The organism is Deinococcus sp. QL22, from assembly GCF_023370075.1.
In the GTDB taxonomy this organism is placed as follows: Bacteria; Deinococcota; Deinococci; order Deinococcales; family Deinococcaceae; genus Deinococcus.
Genome location: NZ_CP097151.1, coordinates 212,684 through 231,826, shown reverse-complemented (window position 1 = coordinate 231,826; position 19,143 = coordinate 212,684). Strand labels below are relative to the sequence as shown.

Sequence of the window (19,143 nt, the reverse complement as noted above, 5' to 3'; positions counted from 1 at the left end):
CATGAAGATAACCATCATTGGGGCCGGTGCCATCGGCGGCCTCGCAGGGGCTTACATGTCCAAAATGGGCCACGACGTGACCCTGACGGATCGCTGGGCCGAACATATCGACGCCCTCAAGACCAACGGACTGCAAGTAGACGGCGTTCGGGGCGAGCTGCACTTTGACGTGAAGGCCCTGCATCCACACGAACTGACTGGCCCACTGGAATGCGTGATGATCGCCACCAAATCGCAGCACAGCCTAGAGGCACTGGAAAGTGTTCTGCCGTTATTTGGACCAGATACGTTTGTGGTGTCATATCAGAACGGCTTCAATGAACCTGATCTGATTGCGCGGCTGGAACAGGCCGGGCTGGGCGGTGCAGAGCGCGTGATGGGCAGTATTCCCAATTACGGCGGCGCACTGGTCAATCCCGGTCATATCGAATTTGTGCACGAAGGCCCCATCCAATTGGGCGAAATGACCGGCGAGCGCACGCCCCGCCTCTTGGAACTGGCCCGCTGCCTGGAAGCGCTGACGCAGGTGCAACTCTCCGACAACATCTGGGGCCAGATCTGGGCCAAAGAGGTGTACAGCGCCCAGGTGGTGTTCAGCGCGCTGGTCAACGCCCCCGTGACCGAAAGCCTGGGATCGGAACGCTACGCCCGTGTGGCGGGCGCGGTGGTGCGGGAAGCCCTTGAAATTGCCGAAGCCAACGGCATTGAGGTCGAAGCCTTCGATTTTTTTGATCCGGCCAACTACAAGCCCACCACCTCCAGCGAGACGCAAAAGCTGCTGGACAACATTCAGCACGCCATCTGGTTGCTGAAAAAAGACCAGAAACCGCAGGCCCACACCTTCAAGAAAAAAGGCAGCGGCATCTGGTGGGACATCGTGTACCGCAACCGTCCCAGCGAAGTGCGTTCCAGCAACGGCAAGCTGATTGCCTTTGGTGAGCGGGTCGGGGCCGACACCCGCCTGAACGCCCGACTCTGCGAAATGATCTACGAAATTGAGGACGGTCAGCGCGAGCTGGGCTTCCACAACTACGACGAACTGGAGACCTACGTGAACAGCATCGGGAAGGCCCTGCCATGACTTCTTCCAAAAAACTCGGCGTCGGTGTGATCGGCGCACATGCTTGGGCAGAATCGGCCCACCTGCCGGGCTACGCCGCCTATGACCGCGTCGATCTGGTGGCCATCTGCGACAGCGTGCCGGAACGGGCCCACCGCCTGGCCCAGATGTTCGGGGCGCGGCGGGTGTACACCGACTACCGCGAGATGCTTCAGGATCCGGACATCGAGATGGTGGATGTCTGCACGCCCACCGACACGCATCTGCCGCTCAGCCTGGCCGCCATCGCCGCAGGAAAGCACGTCCTGAGCGAAAAACCGCTGGCCCACGACGCCGCCGACGCTTTTATGGCCGCCCGCAAAGCCCGCGAGGCAGGCGTCCGCACCAAGTTGGGATTCACCTTCCGTTATTCACCGGCCATCCGGCAGGTGCAGCGCTGGATTCAGGACGGCACCCTGGGCGAGATTTTCCATGTGCATGGCCTGGAACAGAACAGCCAATTTCTGGATCCCCAATTTCCGCTGCGGCAGGTGACGGCAGGCGCAGATTTCGGTACGCTGATTCCCTCTTCGGTGGTCGGGTATGGCTCGCACCTGCTGGATCTGGTGCGTTGGTGCGTGGGCGAATACAGCAGCGTGATCGGCAGCATGAAGAACTTTGTGCCCGAGCGGGTGGTGCGCGGCTACGGTGAGGGCTTGCAGCGCATTCAGGTGGAAGACGGCACCGTGGCGTTGGCCGAATTTGCCAGCGGGGCACAGGGAATCTTACAGACCAGTTACATTGCCATCGGCAACTACCCCGGCGTAGAACTGCGGGTGTACGGCAGCAAGGGGGCGGCGGTGGCCCGTCTGGTCGAGGAAAACGGTGTGGCCGAAACGCTGCGGTTCGCTACGCCCGATCAGGTGGAATTCCGCGAGGTGTCGCTGCCTGACAGCGCTTATCCTCCCGGCACGACCCTGCATACGCCCTGGCCCGAGCTGTACTACCGCAACCTGGTTCGCCATTTCGTAGACGAGATTCTGGACGGCACACCCGAGGAATGCACTTTTTATGATGGGGCCAAGAGTCAGGAAGTGGTCAACGCCATCGTGCAGTCGAATACCGAGCGCCGCTGGATTGATCTACCTCTGTACCCGGAAGAAACCCAGGCAAAAGAAGCACAAGCGGCTCAACACGGCACGCCTGCCCTATGAGCCAGACTGCGAGCGGGATAGCAGCGCTGGTTGATGCGTATCTGGAACTACACGCCCAGTTTCGTCCCGTGGATCTGACCTTTATGGGACTGCCCGGCCACGATCACCGCCTGCCTCCGGCCGGCCCGCAGGTGGTGGAGCAAGAACGTGAGGGCTTGGAGAGGTTACGTGCCGCTCTGGACGCTGCTGTCCCGCCTCAGCACGCAGGCGAGCAGTTGGACGTCCGCCTGCTGGACGCACAATTGACCCACGCTGCCGCTGAACTGAACCGGGCGCCACGGGTACTGAATCCCGCGTGGTACACGGGCGAGGCCGCGTTTGGAATCATCTCTTTGCTGCTGCCCCAACCCGGAAAAACGCCGGAGGAGATACGCACGGCCCTCACGGCACGCCTGAGCGACATGCCACGCTTTCTGAATGAAGGATTGACCTATCTGCATTCAGCCCAGCAGATTCCAGCCGACTGGTCGAAGCGGGCCGCCACCGAAGCCGCGTCTTTGGTGGGGTTCCTGAGGCAAGAGTTGTGGCTTCACCCCCATGCCGATTCGCGGGACGCGGCACTCTCAAACGCGGCAGAGCAAGCCGCCCAAGCCGCTGAGGTCTTCGCCCTGAACGTACAAGGGCCGCTGGGTGGTTCCCAAGACGTATCCACAGCCTGTGGAGAAGCCCATCTGGATCTGTTGATGCGGCGCGTCCACGGCCTGCCTTTTGGGCCACAGGAGGCCCTGGCCCAGGCCGAGGCCGCGTTTGCCCACCTCACTGCAGAGTTGGAGCAAGACGCCCTGCCTTTTGGCACCGACTGGCAGACCGTTCTGGCAGGTCTAGACGCTGTTCGGCCCGACCCAGCCGACTTGGCCAACACCTACCAGCATTGGCACCAACGCGCGCTCGAGGCAGCGGAAGACGCGGAGTTGGTCACGGCGGCCAGCGACTATGGGCTGGCCTTCCGGCCGATGCCCGACTGGGCGCGGCAGGTGTCGCGCGACCTGTATTTCCTGTTTTACCGCTCGCCTGCCGCGGCCCGTGCGGGGACTGGCAGCGTGTATTGGGTCGTAGAAGACGGCACGCCGCCCAGCGTCAGCTTTATCAAGCTGGTGCATGCTGTTCACCACGGATCGGTGGGCCACCACACCCAGAATGCGCGGGCGCGGCAGTCTCCATCTCAGCTGGCCCGCCTGGGCGGTACGGACGGGGCACTGGGCCTCACCTTTTTGAGTTCGGGCACGGCTGTGGAAGGGTGGGCCTGCTACGCCGAAGACCTGCTGCTGGAAGCCGGCGGCTTTTACACGCCCGAAGAGGGGCTGCTGCTCAAGAGTTTTGAACGGCGCAATGCGGCCTGCTGTATCGCCGACATCAAGCTGCATCTCGGGCAGTGGAGTCTGGAACAGATGCGGGCTTTTTACCGCGACGAGGTGGGCTTTCCTGAAGCGCGGGTCTGGAGCGAAAGCACCCGCAACAGCATGTTGCCCGCCACCCGGCTCATGTACTGGTTGGGCACCCAACAGATTCGCCGTCTCCGTGCGGCCTCTCCCCTGCCTGCCCGTGAATTTCACAATCACTTGCTGGCACACGGCCACGCGCCCCTTCACTGGCTCAGCATGCCGCAGGCTGCTGACCCACTTCAACCCACTTCAGGAGTCTCATGACCTTCAGCGCTGATGAACGCCGCGATCTGCGGCAACGCTACCTTCAAGTCGATACCGCCAACGTAGCCGATGTGCTGGATCAGCTGGGACGCACGGAATACGGCCTCAGCTCCGACTTCTGGCCCATTCGCGAGCGACTGGAAAAGATGGGCGGCTGGGCCTACACCATTCGCGGTCAGATGACTCCCTATCCGGGCACGGGCGATCCCAAAAAAATGGAAGCGGTCAGCGGCATTGGCCCTGATGAACTGAGCGTCTGGAGCGGCGGCGGAGCCACAGGCATCTGCTTTTTCGGCGAGCTGATCGCGCGGGGCATGCAGCACCGGGGCAGTGTGGGCGCCTTGGTCGACGGCGGCATCCGTGACATCGAGTGGTTGGCCCGTATGAATTACCCTGTATTTGCCCGCTACCGCACGCCTGTTCAGTCCATTGGGCGCTGGCAGGTCAATGCCTGGCAGATTCCGGTGTATCTCCCAGGAGCCACCAGTGAGCGTGTGATCGTGCGTCCCGGAGACTTTATTCTGGCCGACTTTGACGGAGCGATGGTCGTTCCGGCAGAACTGGTGCTGGAGGTGCTGGAGCAGGCCGAAGCCCTGACCGCACAGGAACAGCGCATCCGCGAAGACCTGGATCAGGGGGCGACCTTGCCTGAAGTGCTGGCCAAATACGGGCACGTATGAATCTTTTCCCGGACGCAACCCCCGCCTTGGTGACGGCGGCCAGCAGCGGTTTGGGCTACGCCACGGCTCTGGAACTGGCACGTGAGGGAGCCCGTGTGGCCCTGTGTTCGCGTGATCTAGAGCGGGCACAGGCGGCGGCCCAGCGCATTGAAGCCGAGACGGGGCAGGCCGTGCTGGCCCTGCAGGCCGACGTGCGTGAGGCAGCGGCCTGCCGTGATGTTGTCCAGAGGGCCGCCGATGCCCTGGGTGGACTGGGCGTGTTGGTCTGCAATGCAGGCGGCCCGCCTCCCGGCGGCTTCGAGAAATTTGATGACGACCTGTGGGAAGCGGCCTTCCAACTGACCCTGATGAGCACGGTGCGCCTGACCCGCGCGGCGTTGCCCCATCTGCGGGAGCATGGAGGCCGGGTGCTCACCATCGTGAGTTCCAGCGTCAGGCGGCCCCTGCCCAACCTGACCCTGTCCAACGTGTTCCGGCCGGCCGTACACGGCTTGATGAAGTCGCTGAGTATAGAACTGGCTCCGCTGGTGGCCGTGAACTGTATCGCGCCGGGCCGGGTGCTGACCGAACGCATTCAGGAACTTGATGAAGCTCGCGCGGCCCGCGAAGGCCGCTCCTGGCAAGAGGTGCGCACCCAGACCGAACAGGAAGTGCCGCTGGGCCGACTGGGCGAACCCGCCGAATTTGGCCGGGTGGCGGCCTTCCTGTGCTCTTCTGCCGCGTCCTACGTGACCGGAAGCACGCTGCTGGTGGATGGAGGAGCCGTGACCAACCTATGACCTCATTTTCGTCTGTGCCCTCTGGGTCGGTCTACGATCCCGAAAAACACGCCGCTCTGATGGTGGATTACTGCGTCAGCGCCCAGCCGGGAGACCGAGTGCTGGTCGCCTCCAGTACGCTGGCTCTCCCCTTGGTCGAAGCCATTCACCGCACGCTGCTGATGCGTGGTGCCCGGCCTGTGCTGCGGCTGGAATATCCCAGTCAGCAGGAAGATTTTCTGCGCCTGGCCTCGGATGACCTGCTGGATACCCTGCATGCCGCTGATCTGGCCGATATGGAAAGCGTGCAGGCCAGTATCCGGATTTTGACGCCGCAACATCCTTTCGGCGCTTCTGACCCAACCCGCCAGGCGCGTTATACCCGCACCATCGGCCCGGTGGCTTCGGCGCGTGCCCAGCGCCGCTGGACTTTGACCCTCTTTCCCACCGCGCAGGGGGCCGAGATGGCAGGGCTTTCCCAGGCCGATTACGAGGCGTTCGTGGCCAGCGCCCTATTTCTGGATCGACCTGATCCGGTGGTGGCGTGGGGCGAAATTCGGACTCGACAGGCCCGCCTGATCGAGCGCCTGAGCCGTGCGGATGAGGTGCGGATTGTGGCCCCAGAAACGGACCTGCGCATGAGTGTCAAGGGACGGGGATGGGTCAACAGCGACGGCAAACGCAACATGCCCAGCGGCGAAGTCTTTACCGGAGCGGTAGAAGACAGTGTGGAGGGCCATATCCTGTACGATCTGCCCACCACGTTTCAGGGCCGCCGGGTCAGCGGCATTCGCCTGCGCTTCGAGCAGGGGCAGGTCGTGGAAGCTCGGGCCGACGAAGGAGACGACGCGCTTCAGGCGGCTCTGGCCACCGACAACGGCGCACGCTTTGTGGGCGAACTGGGGATCGGCACCAACCACGGCATTCAGTTGCCCAGCATGAACATTCTGTTCGACGAAAAGATTGGGGGCACCGTGCATTTGGCCCTGGGGAAAAGCTACCCGGAAACTGGGGGCACCAATCATTCCGCCCTGCACTGGGACATGATCCGCGACCTGCGCCCCGGCGGGCAGATCTTGCTGGACGGCGAGGTTTTTCAGCAAGACGGTGTTTTTGTCGGCGAGTGAAGTTGCTCCGGTTGAGTTGGTGCAATTTCAGCCGCTGGTCAAGGCGCTGTAGAGGAGTCCCGTGATCGCGGTCTGGCAACTCGGCAGCTGAGCGCGGGTCACCACCGTGGCATTGGCGACTGCCCGGGCCGGTACCCTGAACTCACAAACCGTCATGCCGCGGGTGAGGGTACCGTCCAGTTCCACCCGCACGTGGGCCGGGACGCTTTCAAACAGCTCAGGGTGCAGGAGCCACAGGGCGGCGCAGGGATCGTGGAACGGCATGGCTCCGGGGCGACCCGGCGTGCGAATGCTGAGGTAGAACTCGAGATGATCGGCCAGCAGCTGCGCCCGCTCTCCCGGCCACGAGCGCATGAGCTGCAAGTGGGTGGGATCCAGCACCACCTGCCGGGTGAGGTTGAGTCCCACCAAGACGAAGGGGACGCCGGATGTCAGCACCGCGTCGGCTGCTTCCGGATCCGCAAAGGCGTTGAATTCCGCGGCGGCGGTGTGGTTGCCCTGGTCGCTGGAGCCGCCCATCCAGACCACCTCCCGCAGGAGACGGGCGAGGTCAGGCGCACGTTGCAGGGCCGTGGCCAGATTGGTGAGTGGGCCGAGGGCCAAGACGCGCAGCTCACCCGGGAGGGCGCGTGCGGCCGCGATCAGGGCCTCGACCCCGTCTTGCCGTTCGCCGGCATAGCGGCCGCGCGGCAGGGTGCGGTCAACCGACGCGAGCCCCGTGCGGCCCAAGAGGTGCTGCGAGGTGACCAGGGTTCCCGACAGCGGGCGGTCTCGCCCGGGATACACCGGGTGCGGCAGCCGGAAGAAGTCGTGGGCCCGCACGGCATTGTCAAAGGTATCGGGCAGGGGCGCGTTGCCAGCGACGGTGCTCACGCCCTGGAGGTCAACGCCCGGCGCGGCGCTCAGCATCAGCCAACTGGCCAAGTCGTCGAAGCCAGGGTCGATGTCGAGCCACACAAGTTGAGGGCGGGTCACGGAAAGAGGGGGAGCAGCGCGCGGCGCTCCACGTCGACGAGGCCCCGGTCTGAGACCTTGACCTGCGGGCTGACGGTCAGCGGCAAGATGGTGAGGAACAAAATGGGATGGAGGTGCGTGACGCCGCCACGCCGCAGCGCCGCCTCGATGGCTTCCACCTGCCCGGCCACCTCGCCGAGGGGCGCGTCACTGATCAAGGCAGCTACCTCCAGAGGCAGGTGAATGACCTCATCGCCGCGGACATAGACCATCCCGCCTCCGGCGCGCTGAAGCGTGCGCGCAGCGGCCACCATATCTTCTCGGGATTGACCGACGACCAGCAGGTTGTGACTGTCGTGGGCGAGCGTGCTGGCAAAAGCCCCGGCCTGCAGGCCAAAGCCCCGCAGCAGACCCAGCCCCGGCGGCGCGCTGCCCTGGCGGGTAAACACAGCCACCGCATTCAGCGCCGGGTCAACTGGCCAACCGTCCTGGAAGGCCACGGGGACCGTTTCCAAACGGGTAAAGGTGTTGCGCGTATTGCAGGTCAAGGTATTGGTCAGGTGGAGGCCGGTCGACACGCCGAACTGCAGCGCGGAGGCGTCAACCTCTGGACGCAGCAGTTGCCCACCGACCGGCGCTGGAAACGCCTGCAGCTCCGTCACACAGCGCCCTTGCCGGGCCACCAGGGTGCCATTGACGTACGTCTCGTCCACCTGGAAGTCCTCGCCCGGACCCAGCACACACAGGTCGGCAGCCCGGCCCGGGGCCAGCAGCCCCACATGCCGCAGCCCCAGGTACATGGCGGGCCGCAGGCTGGCGGCGGCCACGGCGTCCACCAGGGGCCAGCCCAGCGAGGCAGCCAAGTTCACCAACCGGGACAGGTGACCCCCCGGCAATCGGTTGGGCATCACGTCATCGGTGACGAGTAATACACGCGAACGGTCCGGAAGCTCCAGAACGGCCCGAACCACCTCTGCATTCAGGCTCTTTTCCTGCAGCATCACGGTATAGCCTTTGCTGAGCTGCTCGAGCAGCTTCTCAGGCGTCGACAGCGTGTGGTCCGACAAAATGCCGTAGGCCGTATAGTCGGACAAGACCATGCCGCCCAAGGTCGGCGTATGCCCCTCAATGAGCAGCCCAGCGGCCTGGGCGGCCTCGATCAAGGCCGGCAACTGGGTCACGCCCGCCGCCAAGCCCTGATAGTCCATCACCTCACCGAGGGCCAAGACCCGGGGGTGCAGTGCCAAGCGGCGCACATCGTCCGCACCGATGTGTCCGAGGGCCGTCTCTAGGTCTGGGGAAGTGGCCGGCACGCAGGAGGGCACGGCCACGTAGACCCGCAGCGGCAGCCCCTCGCTGGCCTCCAAGGTGTACTGTACTCCCGCCACCCCAAGCACATTAGCCAGTTCATGCGGATCGGTCATCACTGTGGTGGTACCGTGCGGCAAGACCGCCTCCGCGAAGCGCCGGGGCGTAAGGAGACTCGACTCGATGTGCATGTGGGCGTCGATCAGGCCGGGCACCACGCGGGCCCCCCGCAGGTCGCGCGTCTGGCGGGCCAAGAGTCCGCCGGGCACCTCTCCCTCCTCGACGTACTGCAACCGCCCAGCGCGGATGCCGAGCCAGCCGTCAAAGACCCGGTCGCGGGTCACGTCGAACACGCGGGCGTGGGTCAGCAGCAGGTCGAGCATCACGCGTCCCGCAGCGCGGCGGCGCGCCCGAGGGGCAACTCGAAGGTGACTTCGTTGCCCTCGAGCCAAGCGGCCCCGATGGGCGCGAAGGCCTTGACCCGGCCCAAGGGACTGTCCAGCAGGTACTCGAGGTGTTCGCCCTGGTAGGTTCGGGCCAGCACGCGCCCCGCGGTGGTACCTTGACCGAGGGTCACGGTTTCGGGTCGCCAAGCGAAGTGGCTGGCCTCAGGATGGCTGCGGCGCAGGGGTTCTGGAACGGCGGCGGCGGCGAGAATGTTTTGCCAGCCCATGAAATCGGCGACGAACGGCGTGGTGGGCCGGGCGTACACCTCTTCAGGCGTGCCCTGCTGCTCGATCCGTCCGGCCCGCATAATCACGATGCGGTCTGACAGGGCCAGCGCCTCGTCTTGATCATGGGTCACGTACAGCATGGTCACGCCCAGTTCACGTTGAATCCGCCGCAGTTCGCCGCGCATGTCGAGGCGAAGTTTGGCATCGAGGTTGCTGAGGGGCTCGTCGAGCAGCAGCAGCCGGGGCTCAATGACAAAGGCCCGGGCCAGCGCGACCCGCTGCTGCTGCCCCCCTGACAGGTTGGCAGGCAGCCGGCCAGCCAGCTCGGTGAGGCCGACCACCTCCAGCGCGCTCCCCACCCGCCGGCGCACTTCCTGATCTGAAACGCGGCGCAGGCGCAGCCCGAACGCGACGTTTTCAAACGCGCTCAGGTGAGGGAACAGAGCGTACGACTGGAAGACCAACCCGATGTTGCGTTTGTTGGCCGGCAGCTGGGTGATGTCTTGCCCTCCGAGCATGATCCGGCCTGAACTGGGCGTCAGCAGTCCCGCGACGGCCCGCATGGTGGTCGTCTTGCCGCAGCCGGACGGGCCCAGTAACGAGACGAGTTCGCCGTCTTGCACCTCGAGATTCAGGTCGGCCACCGCTGGGGCCGCGCCGTAGCGGAGGTGAAGGTTCTGAAGCAGCAGCTGACTCACACGTACCTCGACAGTCCGAGCAGCCGTTCAAAGATCAGCACCAAGCCCACGGAAAAGACGATCAGCAGGGTGGACAGCGCGGCGATGGTGGGATCATAGTTGTATTCCATAAAGGTCAGCATGGTGATGGGCAGCGTCGACACGCCCGGCCCCGTGAGAAACAGCGAGACGGCCACTTGGTCAAACGAGGTGATGAAGGCGAGCACCGCCGCCGCCGCCACGCCGCCGCGGATGTTGGGCAAGACGACCAAACGGAAGGCGGTTAAGCGTGACGCGCCGAGGCTCATGGCCGCCTCTTCGATGTCGGGCCGCAGGTTGACCAGACTGGTCGAGACGACCCGCACCACGTACGGCAGCAGCAGCGCGGTGTGGGCGGCCAACAGTGACGGATAGACCGAGCCGCCGAGGTTGACGAAGTACTGCAGCAGGGCCAGCCCCACCACCAGGCCCGGCACCAAGGCCGGACTGGTCAGGAGGGTTTGCACCGCCGCCGCACCCGGCAACCGGTAGCGGCTCAGGGCGTAGGCCACGGGCACGCCGAGCAGCAGGGCCAGCCCGGTGGACACCAGCCCCAACCACAGACTGATCCAGAAACTGGCCCGGAACGATTCCACGCCGAGCACCCGCCCGAACCACTGGGTGGAAAAACTCGACGGCGGAAACTTGAGGGTCGGTTCGCCCCCGAAGGCAGCCACGAAAACCACCAGAAAAGGGCCGACCAAAAACAGCAAGGTGAGGTAGAGCACCACGCGGGGCAGGCGGCTGGAGTTCACCGGCCCCGCCCCGTCCGCCCACGCAGCGCGCCGGCCACGGTCAAGGTCAGGGCCAACATAATGACGCTGATGACGCTTGCAGCCGCGTAGTCGACGGTGACGCCGGCCTTTTGGTAGAGCAGCGTGGCCAGCAACTGAACCCGCGCGCCGCCCAAAAGCGCGGGCGTGACGTAGGCCGTGATGCAGCCGGTAAAGACCAGCGTTCCCCCGACGACGAGACCCTCACGGGTCAGCGGCAAAATCACCCGGGTAAACGACTGCAGGGACGTCGCGCCCAGGCTGCGCGCCGCCGGTACCACGTCCCGGGGCAGATTTTCCATTGCACTGATCAGGGTGAGCAGCATCAGCGGAATGAACAGCTGGGCCAATCCGATATACACGGCCCACTCGGTGTACAAGATTCGCACCGGCTCCTGGACCAGGCCGCTGCCCACCAGGGTGGAGTTCACGATCCCGGTCTGACCGAGGAGCACCAACCAGGCGTAGGTACGGGCGACCGGCGAGGTCATCAGCGGCACGATGATCAGGGCGGTGACCAGTCCCCGGTAGCGTGGCGGCACCGACTGCATGCCGTACGCGGCCGGGTAGCAGACCAGGGCACTGATCAAGGTGACGACCAAGGCCACCCGCAGGGTGCGCCCCAGCACCTGCAAATTAAAGCCGTCACTGAAGAAAGCAGCGTAATTGCCGAAGCTGAGGGCGCCGTCTACCCGCAAGCTGCTGAACAACAGGGTCACGACCGGGTACAAGAACACCACACCCAAAAAGGCCAGGGCCGGCGTCACCAACAGCCACGGCGTCAAGAGGCGTCCGGCCATCACCGCACGACTTCACGGTTCCAGCGCTGAATCCAGTTGTCGCGGTTGGCTAAGACGTAGGCCGTGTCCATGAAGCGCAGTCCTGCCACTTGGCTGACCCCAACGGTCAGTTGGGCGGCCACCGCCGCGGGCAGCTTGACCTGTTTGTTGGCGGGAGAGTCCACCAGATCGAGGGCCTGGGCCGTCTGTACCGGGGTGGAGAGCATGAAGTCGATGAACTGGTGGGCCAGCGCCGCGTTTTTGCTGCCTTTGACGATAGAGGCGACGTTGACTAGGCCAGCTTGGCCGTCCGATAGGCGGGCCCAAGCCAAGGGTTTTTTGGTGTTGAGCAGTCCGCCCCACGCGAAGCGGCCCACCGGCGCCGCCCAAATTTCATCTTGCGCGAACAGAGACGTCAGTTGAGAAGACTGGTTGTAGTAGGTCAGCACCTTGAGTTTGCCGAGCTGAATGAAGGCGGGAGAGGCATTGCTGTCCTTGCCGCCGTAAGCGCGGTTGACCAGCCAGACTGTGGGCGGCCCCTGGGTGGTCGTGATGTTGGGCAGGGCCACCTTGCCGGCCAGCTCAGGCCGCCACAAATCCTTCCAGGAGGTGATCGGCTTGGTGATCTTGTCCGTGCGGTACACGATGCCCACCGAATAGACGGTGAAGGCCACGGAGGTGCCGTCTTTAAGCGGATCGCGGGCGAAGTCGTAGAGCTTGCTGTAATTGGTCAGCAGCGCCGGATCGAGCTGTTCGAGCAGGCCCTGAGCGCTGGCCTGTTTGGCAAAGTAATCTGCCAACAGCACCACGTCCACGTTGGGGTTGGCCCGGCGGGCGCCGAGCTTGGCCAACCGGTCGGCGTTGTTCCCCACTTCGAAGACAACGTTGCAGCCGCACTTGGCCTCGAAGGGCCGGGTGATATTTTTGTCGATCTTGTCCTGAGCGATCCCGAAGCCCGACACCACCAGCGTGGCCTTTTGCGCGTGGGCGGCAGCGAGAGTAAGGGGCAGCAACGTGAAGAGAAGCCGGGCAGAGCGGTGGATCTTCATGGACACTCCTGGACAACAAAGAGAGGGAAAAGGTTGTTGGACGTCCAACATCTTAAGCGCTATACACTCAGGCGAGACGATCATGAATATACAGCGCTCTTCTAAGCCGCACCCCACCCGCCCTCAGTTGGTCGTGACCCATCTCCGCGAGCTGATGAGCCACTTGCCCCCTGGCGAGCGGTTGCCGAGTGAGACGGCACTCAGCCAACAGCTCCAAGTCAGCCGCACGACGGTGCGCGACGGTCTGGCCGCCCTTGAACGTGAAGGGCTGCTGGTGCGGCAGCAGGGGCTGGGCACCTTCACGGCCGAGCCGCCGCTGCATGCCCCGCTGGGCCGCGTGTTGCCGATTCCTGATCTGATTCGGGCCGCTGGATTTGAGCCGCGGGTGGACACTTGGACGCGGCGCCTCACTCCAGCCGATGCCGAGACCCAGCGCGAGTTGCGCCTGTCCCCCGGCACGCAGGTCACCTTGATCGACCTGCTGTACTTGGCGGGGCAGCGCCCGGCCGTGCAGGTCACCTACGCCCTGGCCCCGCCGGTCACGCGGGCCATCCGAACCTGGGACTCGTTCGAGCCGACCAAGGGCGTCATCGACTTTTTAACGCCCTATTTGCCCCACCCGCTGGCCCACACCTCCACGCGCATTTCCGCGGTGAGCGCCGACGACACCACGGCGGCCGCGCTGCACCTGACGCCGGGCAGCGCGCTGCTACGCTTCGTGACCTTGGGCATTTCCACCACCGGTGAGCGGCTTTACCGCAACGTCTCTGCCCAATCTGGACAACTGCTGGATGTCCACATTCTGCGCATGATGCCGCCGCTGGGCGGCGGATAGCGGCGGTGCTGAGTAGGCCACGCTGTTGACACTGAGAGCCAGAAGCTGCTGGCCCAACGAAGGGAGCTCGGCAATAGATCAGTGAGCTGAACTAAGGTGGGCGCCTCTGGGGCGGCGTCTCTCCTCTCGAAAGGTGAACCTGTAGTTCAGCGAGGAGTTCTGCCCCATCAAGCATGCTGTGCCTCGGTTGAGGTTGGTCACACAACGGTTTGACCTGACACACCTGCCGAAATTTCTAAACTTGCCCGATACGGCAGCGCAGAGAGACAGCACAGACCAGTTTTGGAACACAGCCGTATGCTGATGGTTTGCGTTCTGTGATGGTGTTGACGGGTGAGGGGCACGTGCTCGTGACTTCAGTCATGAGTTCGCCCTCTCGCCCTGAGTAGGGCGACGTAGAGCGGAAACCCTATGGAACAGACTCAACATATGTTAGCCTCCTTGTAGCGATGAAAAAAGGCCGAGGCTACGTCTACCAAATCGAATACCACCTGATCTGGGCGACGAAGTACCGTCATCAGGTGTTGGTGGATGACGTGGCCGATGGGTTGAAGGACATCCTGCGCGATATCGCTGCCCAGAACAAACTGGAGATCGCCGCGATGGAGGTCATGCCTGACCATGTTCATCTGTTGCTGGGGGCCACACCGCAGCACGCCATCCCTGATTTTGTGAAGGCGTTGAAGGGTTCCTCGGCCCGCCGAATGTTTGCCGCCTTCCCTCAGTTGAAGCAAAAACTCTGGGGCGGCAATCTCTGGAACCCGTCCTACTGCGTCCTGACCGTTTCCGAGCAGACTCGCACACAGATTCAGCAGTACATCGAGAGCCAGCATGATCAGGAATAAGGCGTTCGTTGTCCGGCTGTACCCCAACGCGGCCCAGCAAGAGCGCATCAACCGCACGCTGGGGTGCGCCCGATTTGTCTACAACCATTTCCTTGCCCGCCGGATCGAAACGTACCGCGAAGATGGCAAAGGCATGACCTACGCGGCCACCGACAAGGCGCTGACCCTGCTGAAACGGGAAGAAGCCACCGCATGGCTCGCAGAGGTAGACAAATTCGCCCTCCAACAATCCCTGCGTGATCTGGAACGGGCCTACCAGAATTTCTTCCGCACTCTCAAGCAGTCGGGCAAAAAGGCTGGATTCCCGAACTTCAAGAAGAAGCGCACGGGGGAGGCATACCGCACCCAGTTCACCAACAACAACATCGAAGTGGGTGAGGGGCGACTCAAGCTCCCGAAACTGGGCTGGATCAAGACCAAAGGCCAACCGGGGATTGCGGGCAAGATTCTGAACGTCACCGTCCGCCGCATCCATGAGACTCATTACGAGGCGTCCGTTCTCTGCGAAGTGGACATCCCTATCTGCCCGCCGCGCCCCGGTATGCAGCGGGTGTGGATGTCGGCATCAAAGACTTTGCCATCGTCACCGATGGACAGGAGTTCAGACATCATGCCAACCCCAAATACTACCGCTGTGCCCTGAAAGCTGTCCGCAAGGCTCAGAAAACCCTGTCCAGACGAAAGAAAGGCAGTGCGCGGTACGGGAAAGCGAAAACCAAGCTGGCCCGCATCCACAAGCACGTCGCCAATAAACGTCAGGATTTTTTGCATAAGCTCACCACCTCCCTTGTACGTGAGTACGAGATCATTTGCACCGAGCATCTCAAGCCCAGCAACATGGTCAAAAACCACCGATTGGCGCTGAGCATTACTGACGCAGGCTGGGGGGAGTTCATCCGGCAGTTGGAGTACAAGGCGACGTGGTATGGACGGTTAGTCTCCAAGATCAGCCCGTACTTCCCGTCCAGCCAGATGTGCCATGACTGCGGCTTCAAAAACTCCGAAGTCAAGAATCTCGCCGTCCGAGAGTGGACTTGCCCGAATTGCGGCGAGACGCATGACCGCGATGAGAACGCCGCACTCAACATCCGGCGTGAAGGCTTGGTGGTCGTCGGAATGCCGAACACCTTAAACGCTCATGGAGGCTGTGTGAGACCCGCAATACTGGGCAACGGTCTGCGAAGTGAGAATCACGCGACTTCAGTCGTGTGAGGTTCAAGTACAGTCTCCGGCGTCAGGAGGGTGAAGCTGTGGATTCCCGCTGGATCAAGGTGGTGGGAAAAGGCGTGGGCAACACCATAGGGCGGTGTTCGGCGAGGGCCACCAGCAGTTCCAGAGCCGCTTCGCCCATCTGCTGCAGAGGCTGACGCACGGTGGTCAGGGCGGGGCGAGCCGCCGCAGCCAGAGGCAGGTCATCGAATCCCACCACCGACAGGTCTTTCGGCACTTGCAAGCCAAGGTCTTGGGCCACGTGAATCGCCCCCAGAGCCATCGCGTCACCGGACACGAAGAGCGCTGTGGGTGGGGTCGGTAACCTCAACAGAACTTGGGCGGCCCTTTCCCCACTTGCTTTGGTAAAATCACCGTGCTGCACATACTCCGGCAGAACTCTTTGCCCGGCCGATGCCATGCTCTCGCGGTAGCCACGAAACCGCTCGTGGGCATCGTTGCGCTGTCCACTCTGAGCTGCGTGCGCCGCTGCAATGACGCCGGGTTCGGCCTGCAAACCGCTGATGAAGCCTATTCGGGTGTGGCCCAGCACCAGAAGATGCTGCATGGCGAGGCAAGCTCCGCCGTAGTTGTCCACTATCAAGGGGTAATCGGACGGCCCATCCACGCTGACGACATGGGACGGCAAATCTGATCTCGGGTCATAGCCCTCACTGGGCGGCTGAATCAGCAGTACCCCAGCAGAAAGCTGAGTCATGACCGAAAAATCCGAGCTGCCCGACATCATCACGATCAGGTCGTAGTCGAGGCGCTGCGCCGCGCCCGCAGCACCCTGCACCACTTCCGAAGCGTAAGGCTGATTCATCTGAGGAGTCAGGACACTGATGATCCGGTTGCGGCCTCCAGCCAACATGCGGGCCATTGGGTTGACCCGGTAGCCAGTCTCGGCGATGGCATCGAGCACCCGCTGCCGGGTCGCGGCACGCACGCCCTGTTTGCCGTTGATCACGTTAGAAACGGTCATCGGAGATACGCCTGCCCGCTGGGCGACGTCATTCAGGGTAAGGGCGGCGGGCGCGGGGACGTTCTTAGAGAGCATATCGACCTGAAATCCTCCAAACTCGGAGTCTAGTATGAAGGCGCATTCACTTGTTTTTTCATAATTTATAGCGCTACATTTGGAGTGTACAAACAATTCAATCTCCGACTTCCTATTTCGCAGCTGTAGAGGAGGCTCTTCCCCCTGATTTGGCCTGAATCCGGCAGCTCACACGTCCCGGTACCCTTCTGCCTAACAAAATTGTAGCGCTATATGTCTTGTTGAATTCTGCTGACGCCCGTCAATCACCCCTTCACCGACACGTGCCTTTGGAAGGCACTCGATTGGCTTTCCGAGTCCATTCCGGCTCATGGGGTGCCTACTCCTGGCTGGCCCATCGGCGGTCAGCAGGCCAAGACAGCACGGCACACGGCCACCATCCCCTTTCAGCCCACTCGGATCACTACCTTCGGCTCAGTCCACCATCAGTACACCAGGAGAGTCATGAAGCAACCCGCCCCGTTGGCCGCTCCCCTTCCGTCCCGCCCTGTGCACAGGCCTCTGCTGCTGCTGACCACTGTGACGCTGCTGCTGAGCGCCTGCGGTTCTCCGACTCCACCTGAACAGGCCGCAGAACTGGGCCGCCTCTCTGCCACCCAGAAAAGCGTGAACGGCGGCACAGACCTCGGCACCCGCGTCACGGTCTTTGATCCATCGATGCCTGTGGCCAAGATTCAGGCCATTCTGGATGAAACCTATGCCAAGCAGGTCGACAACGAGATGGGCAGCGAACGGTACGCTTACCTGTTCAGGCCTGGTACCTACGGCACCGCCGAACAGCCCCTTCAGATCAAGGTAGGCTATTACACCGAAATTTCCGGTCTGGGCGCGTCGCCGCAGGATGTGGTCATCAACGGCAAGGTCGAGGTCTACAACCGCTGCCTCGGCGATGGAGGCACCAGCAACTGCATCGCGCTGGTCAACTTCTGGCGCACGGTGTCCAATCTCACCGTGCAGGTCAACGGCGCAGGGCAAGACGGCTGCCGCGGCTCGGCCAATTTCTGGGCCGTGTCGCAGGCAGTGTCTATGCGCCGGATCAACATTCAGGGCGGCAACCTGTCGCTGATGGATTACTGCACGGCAGGCCCGCAATTTGCCAGCGGCGGCTTTCTGGCCGACAGCAAGACCGCGTTCATCATCAACGGGTCCCAGCAGCAGTGGCTGACCCGCAACAGCACCATCGGCGGTTGGTCGAATGGTGTCTGGAATCAGGTGTTTGCGGGAGTAGAGGGCGCACCGGACGACACCACCTTCCCCAATCCGCCGTACACCACGCTGGCCGCTACTCCAGTCAGCCGCGAAAAGCCTTACCTGTATCTGGACGCGCAGGGCAACTACCAGGTGCGCGTGCCCTCGGCGCAGACCAACAGCCGGGGCACGTCCTGGGCCGCTGGAATGACGCCGGGGCAAAGCCTGCCGCTCAGCGATTTTTATGTCGCCACTCCCGCAGATTCGGTGCAGGTCATCAACAACCAGTTGACGCGTGGGCGCAACCTGCTGCTGACCCCGGGCGTCTATGACGTGGCCCAGAGCATCTCGGTCAAGCGGGCCAACACAGTGGTGTTGGGCATCGGGCATGCCACCCTCACAGCGGTGGGCGGCGCGGTTCCGTTGACTGTGGCCGATGTGCCGGGCGTCATTATTGCTGGCGTGACGGTGGATGCAGGAACCACCACCTCTCCGGTGCTGCTGCAAGTGGGCAAGAAAAATGGCAACAATGGGGCGCGTAAGGTCGACCCAGCCGACCCGGTGACCCTCAGCGACGTGTATTTCCGGGTCGGCGGCCCCCATATCGGCAAGGCTGAAACTGCATTGGAGGTCAACAGCGACCACGTCCTGATCGATCACACCTGGGTCTGGCGGGCCGATCACGGCATTGAAGGCTTTTCTGGCGATACAGAGCGCTGGAACACCAACAGGGGCCGCAACGGGGTAATCATCAACGGCGATCACGTCACGGCCACAGGTCTGTTCGTCGAGCATTTTCAGGAATACAACACGATCTGGAATGGTGAAAACGGAACGACGGTCTTGTATCAGAACGAGCTTCCCTACGACCCCCCGACCCAAGCCGACTGGATGAACGGCAGCGTGGAAGGGTGGGCCGGCTACAAGGTCGGGAACCAGGTCAAGACCCACCAGCTGTTCGGGGGCGGCGTGTACGTGTTTAACCAGAACAACCCCTCTATTCACACCGAAAACGGGTTTGAGGTTCCGCAGACACCTGGCGTCAAGCTCCGGCACATCATGACCGTGAATCTGAGCGCGGGAACGGTTGATCATGTGGTCAACGGTGTGGGTGCCGCCGCCGACACCAGCAAAGTGGGGATTCCCGTGTACATCACCGAATACCCGCTGCCCTAAGAAAGAGCAGTTGTGCCAAAAGGAACTGACGAAATAGCGTGATTTCGTCAGTTCCTTTTGGCCAGGTCTGTTGTGGGGCATGATCGGGCATCCAGGGCCGCAGAAGTTGAGGA

General features: G+C 62.9%; 18 protein-coding genes. 11 read left to right on the top strand and 7 right to left on the bottom strand.

Features of this window, described 5'->3' with window-relative positions; genetic code table 11:
* Nucleotide 1 precedes the first annotated feature (1 nt).
* The 6 genes from M1R55_RS20475 to M1R55_RS20450 are packed head-to-tail and all read left to right on the top strand — an operon-like array spanning nt 2 to nt 6,464.
* Nucleotides 2-1,081, top strand: coding sequence for a ketopantoate reductase family protein (locus M1R55_RS20475; protein ID WP_249395267.1), 1,080 nt, complete (start codon nt 2-4; stop codon nt 1,079-1,081).
* Nucleotides 1,078-2,253 carry a Gfo/Idh/MocA family protein gene (locus tag M1R55_RS20470; RefSeq protein WP_249395266.1) on the top strand — a complete coding sequence of 392 codons (1,176 nt, stop codon included), beginning with the start codon at nt 1,078-1,080 and terminating at the stop codon, nt 2,251-2,253. The genes M1R55_RS20475 and M1R55_RS20470 overlap by 4 nt, the downstream gene beginning before the upstream one ends.
* Complete coding sequence (locus tag M1R55_RS20465; RefSeq protein WP_249395265.1) at nt 2,250-3,899, top strand: DUF885 family protein; 1,650 nt, start codon at nt 2,250-2,252, stop codon at nt 3,897-3,899. The genes M1R55_RS20470 and M1R55_RS20465 overlap by 4 nt, the downstream gene beginning before the upstream one ends.
* On the top strand, nt 3,896-4,579 hold the full coding sequence (locus M1R55_RS20460; protein ID WP_249395264.1) for an RraA family protein: 684 nt from the start codon (nt 3,896-3,898) through the stop codon (nt 4,577-4,579). The genes M1R55_RS20465 and M1R55_RS20460 overlap by 4 nt, the downstream gene beginning before the upstream one ends.
* Entirely contained in the window at nt 4,576-5,358 is a 783-nt protein-coding gene (locus tag M1R55_RS20455) for an SDR family oxidoreductase (protein WP_249395263.1), read from the top strand. The genes M1R55_RS20460 and M1R55_RS20455 overlap by 4 nt, the downstream gene beginning before the upstream one ends.
* Nucleotides 5,355-6,464, top strand: coding sequence for an aminopeptidase (locus M1R55_RS20450; RefSeq protein WP_249395262.1), 1,110 nt, complete (start codon nt 5,355-5,357; stop codon nt 6,462-6,464). Before M1R55_RS20455 ends, M1R55_RS20450 begins: the two co-directional genes overlap by 4 nt.
* Nucleotides 6,465-6,491: 27 nt before the next feature.
* Here M1R55_RS20450 and M1R55_RS20445 read toward each other — a convergent pair whose 3' ends face one another.
* From M1R55_RS20445 to M1R55_RS20420, 6 genes are read right to left on the bottom strand one after another with little or no spacing between them, the layout of a single operon-like run.
* Nucleotides 6,492-7,439 carry a nucleoside hydrolase gene (locus tag M1R55_RS20445; protein WP_249395261.1) on the bottom strand — a complete coding sequence of 316 codons (948 nt, stop codon included), beginning with the start codon at nt 7,437-7,439 and terminating at the stop codon, nt 6,492-6,494.
* Nucleotides 7,436-9,109: an adenine deaminase C-terminal domain-containing protein gene (locus tag M1R55_RS20440; RefSeq protein WP_249395260.1), complete on the bottom strand. Its 1,674-nt coding sequence runs from the start codon at nt 9,107-9,109 to the stop codon at nt 7,436-7,438. Before M1R55_RS20440 ends, M1R55_RS20445 begins: the two co-directional genes overlap by 4 nt.
* Nucleotides 9,109-10,098: an ABC transporter ATP-binding protein gene (locus M1R55_RS20435; RefSeq protein ID WP_249395259.1), complete on the bottom strand. Its 990-nt coding sequence runs from the start codon at nt 10,096-10,098 to the stop codon at nt 9,109-9,111. The genes M1R55_RS20440 and M1R55_RS20435 overlap by 1 nt, the downstream gene beginning before the upstream one ends.
* Entirely contained in the window at nt 10,095-10,871 is a 777-nt protein-coding gene (locus M1R55_RS20430; protein ID WP_249395258.1) for an ABC transporter permease, read from the bottom strand. Before M1R55_RS20430 ends, M1R55_RS20435 begins: the two co-directional genes overlap by 4 nt.
* Nucleotides 10,868-11,689 (bottom strand): ABC transporter permease, encoded by an 822-nt coding sequence (locus tag M1R55_RS20425; protein ID WP_249395257.1) that lies wholly within the window; start codon nt 11,687-11,689, stop codon nt 10,868-10,870. Before M1R55_RS20425 ends, M1R55_RS20430 begins: the two co-directional genes overlap by 4 nt.
* Nucleotides 11,689-12,717 carry an ABC transporter substrate-binding protein gene (locus M1R55_RS20420; protein ID WP_249395256.1) on the bottom strand — a complete coding sequence of 343 codons (1,029 nt, stop codon included), beginning with the start codon at nt 12,715-12,717 and terminating at the stop codon, nt 11,689-11,691. Before M1R55_RS20420 ends, M1R55_RS20425 begins: the two co-directional genes overlap by 1 nt.
* An 82-nt stretch (nt 12,718-12,799) precedes the next feature.
* Between M1R55_RS20420 and M1R55_RS20415 the strand changes: the two genes are divergently transcribed.
* The 4 genes from M1R55_RS20415 (at nt 12,800) to M1R55_RS31800 (ending at nt 15,609) form a co-directional block, all read left to right on the top strand.
* Nucleotides 12,800-13,552 (top strand): GntR family transcriptional regulator, encoded by a 753-nt coding sequence (locus M1R55_RS20415; RefSeq protein ID WP_249395255.1) that lies wholly within the window; start codon nt 12,800-12,802, stop codon nt 13,550-13,552.
* Nucleotides 13,553-14,001: 449 nt separating this feature from the next.
* Complete coding sequence (gene tnpA / locus M1R55_RS20410) at nt 14,002-14,397, top strand: IS200/IS605 family transposase (protein ID WP_249395254.1); 396 nt, start codon at nt 14,002-14,004, stop codon at nt 14,395-14,397.
* Nucleotides 14,384-15,040 (top strand): transposase, encoded by a 657-nt coding sequence (locus M1R55_RS31805; protein WP_256566037.1) that lies wholly within the window; start codon nt 14,384-14,386, stop codon nt 15,038-15,040. The genes tnpA and M1R55_RS31805 overlap by 14 nt, the downstream gene beginning before the upstream one ends.
* Nucleotides 14,950-15,609, top strand: a complete 660-nt coding sequence (locus M1R55_RS31800; protein ID WP_256566036.1) for a transposase — start codon at nt 14,950-14,952, stop codon at nt 15,607-15,609. The genes M1R55_RS31805 and M1R55_RS31800 overlap by 91 nt, the downstream gene beginning before the upstream one ends.
* A gap of 22 nt (nt 15,610-15,631) precedes the next feature.
* Here the strand turns inward: M1R55_RS31800 and M1R55_RS20400 are convergent, their stop codons facing one another.
* The gene (locus M1R55_RS20400) at nt 15,632-16,666 is read right to left on the bottom strand and encodes a LacI family DNA-binding transcriptional regulator (RefSeq protein WP_249395253.1); all 1,035 of its coding nucleotides are present in this window, start codon (nt 16,664-16,666) and stop codon (nt 15,632-15,634) included.
* A 444-nt stretch (nt 16,667-17,110) separates the two neighbouring features.
* Here M1R55_RS20400 and M1R55_RS20395 point away from each other — a divergent pair, with 444 nt between their 5' ends.
* Nucleotides 17,111-19,030, top strand: a complete 1,920-nt coding sequence (locus M1R55_RS20395) for a glycoside hydrolase family 55 protein (protein ID WP_249395252.1) — start codon at nt 17,111-17,113, stop codon at nt 19,028-19,030.
* Nucleotides 19,031-19,143 lie beyond the last annotated feature (113 nt).

Excerpts from the sequence above, each read along its gene's own strand:
- tnpA (WP_249395254.1), top strand. The coding sequence starts at position 14,002 with ATGAAAAAAGGCCGAGGCTACGTCTACCAAATCGAATACCACCTGATC.
- M1R55_RS20470 (WP_249395266.1), top strand. The coding sequence starts at position 1,078 with ATGACTTCTTCCAAAAAACTCGGCGTCGGTGTGATCGGCGCACATGCT.
- M1R55_RS20395 (WP_249395252.1), top strand. The coding sequence starts at position 17,111 with ATGAAGCAACCCGCCCCGTTGGCCGCTCCCCTTCCGTCCCGCCCTGTG.
- M1R55_RS20465 (WP_249395265.1), top strand. The coding sequence starts at position 2,250 with ATGAGCCAGACTGCGAGCGGGATAGCAGCGCTGGTTGATGCGTATCTG.
- M1R55_RS20475 (WP_249395267.1), top strand. The coding sequence starts at position 2 with ATGAAGATAACCATCATTGGGGCCGGTGCCATCGGCGGCCTCGCAGGG.
- M1R55_RS20440 (WP_249395260.1), bottom strand. The coding sequence starts at position 9,109 with ATGCTCGACCTGCTGCTGACCCACGCCCGCGTGTTCGACGTGACCCGC.
- M1R55_RS20415 (WP_249395255.1), top strand. The coding sequence starts at position 12,800 with ATGAATATACAGCGCTCTTCTAAGCCGCACCCCACCCGCCCTCAGTTG.
- M1R55_RS20400 (WP_249395253.1), bottom strand. The coding sequence starts at position 16,666 with ATGCTCTCTAAGAACGTCCCCGCGCCCGCCGCCCTTACCCTGAATGAC.
- M1R55_RS20425 (WP_249395257.1), bottom strand. The coding sequence starts at position 11,689 with ATGGCCGGACGCCTCTTGACGCCGTGGCTGTTGGTGACGCCGGCCCTG.
- M1R55_RS20460 (WP_249395264.1), top strand. The coding sequence starts at position 3,896 with ATGACCTTCAGCGCTGATGAACGCCGCGATCTGCGGCAACGCTACCTT.
- M1R55_RS31805 (WP_256566037.1), top strand. The coding sequence starts at position 14,384 with ATGATCAGGAATAAGGCGTTCGTTGTCCGGCTGTACCCCAACGCGGCC.
- M1R55_RS20450 (WP_249395262.1), top strand. The coding sequence starts at position 5,355 with ATGACCTCATTTTCGTCTGTGCCCTCTGGGTCGGTCTACGATCCCGAA.
- M1R55_RS20420 (WP_249395256.1), bottom strand. The coding sequence starts at position 12,717 with ATGAAGATCCACCGCTCTGCCCGGCTTCTCTTCACGTTGCTGCCCCTT.
- M1R55_RS20455 (WP_249395263.1), top strand. The coding sequence starts at position 4,576 with ATGAATCTTTTCCCGGACGCAACCCCCGCCTTGGTGACGGCGGCCAGC.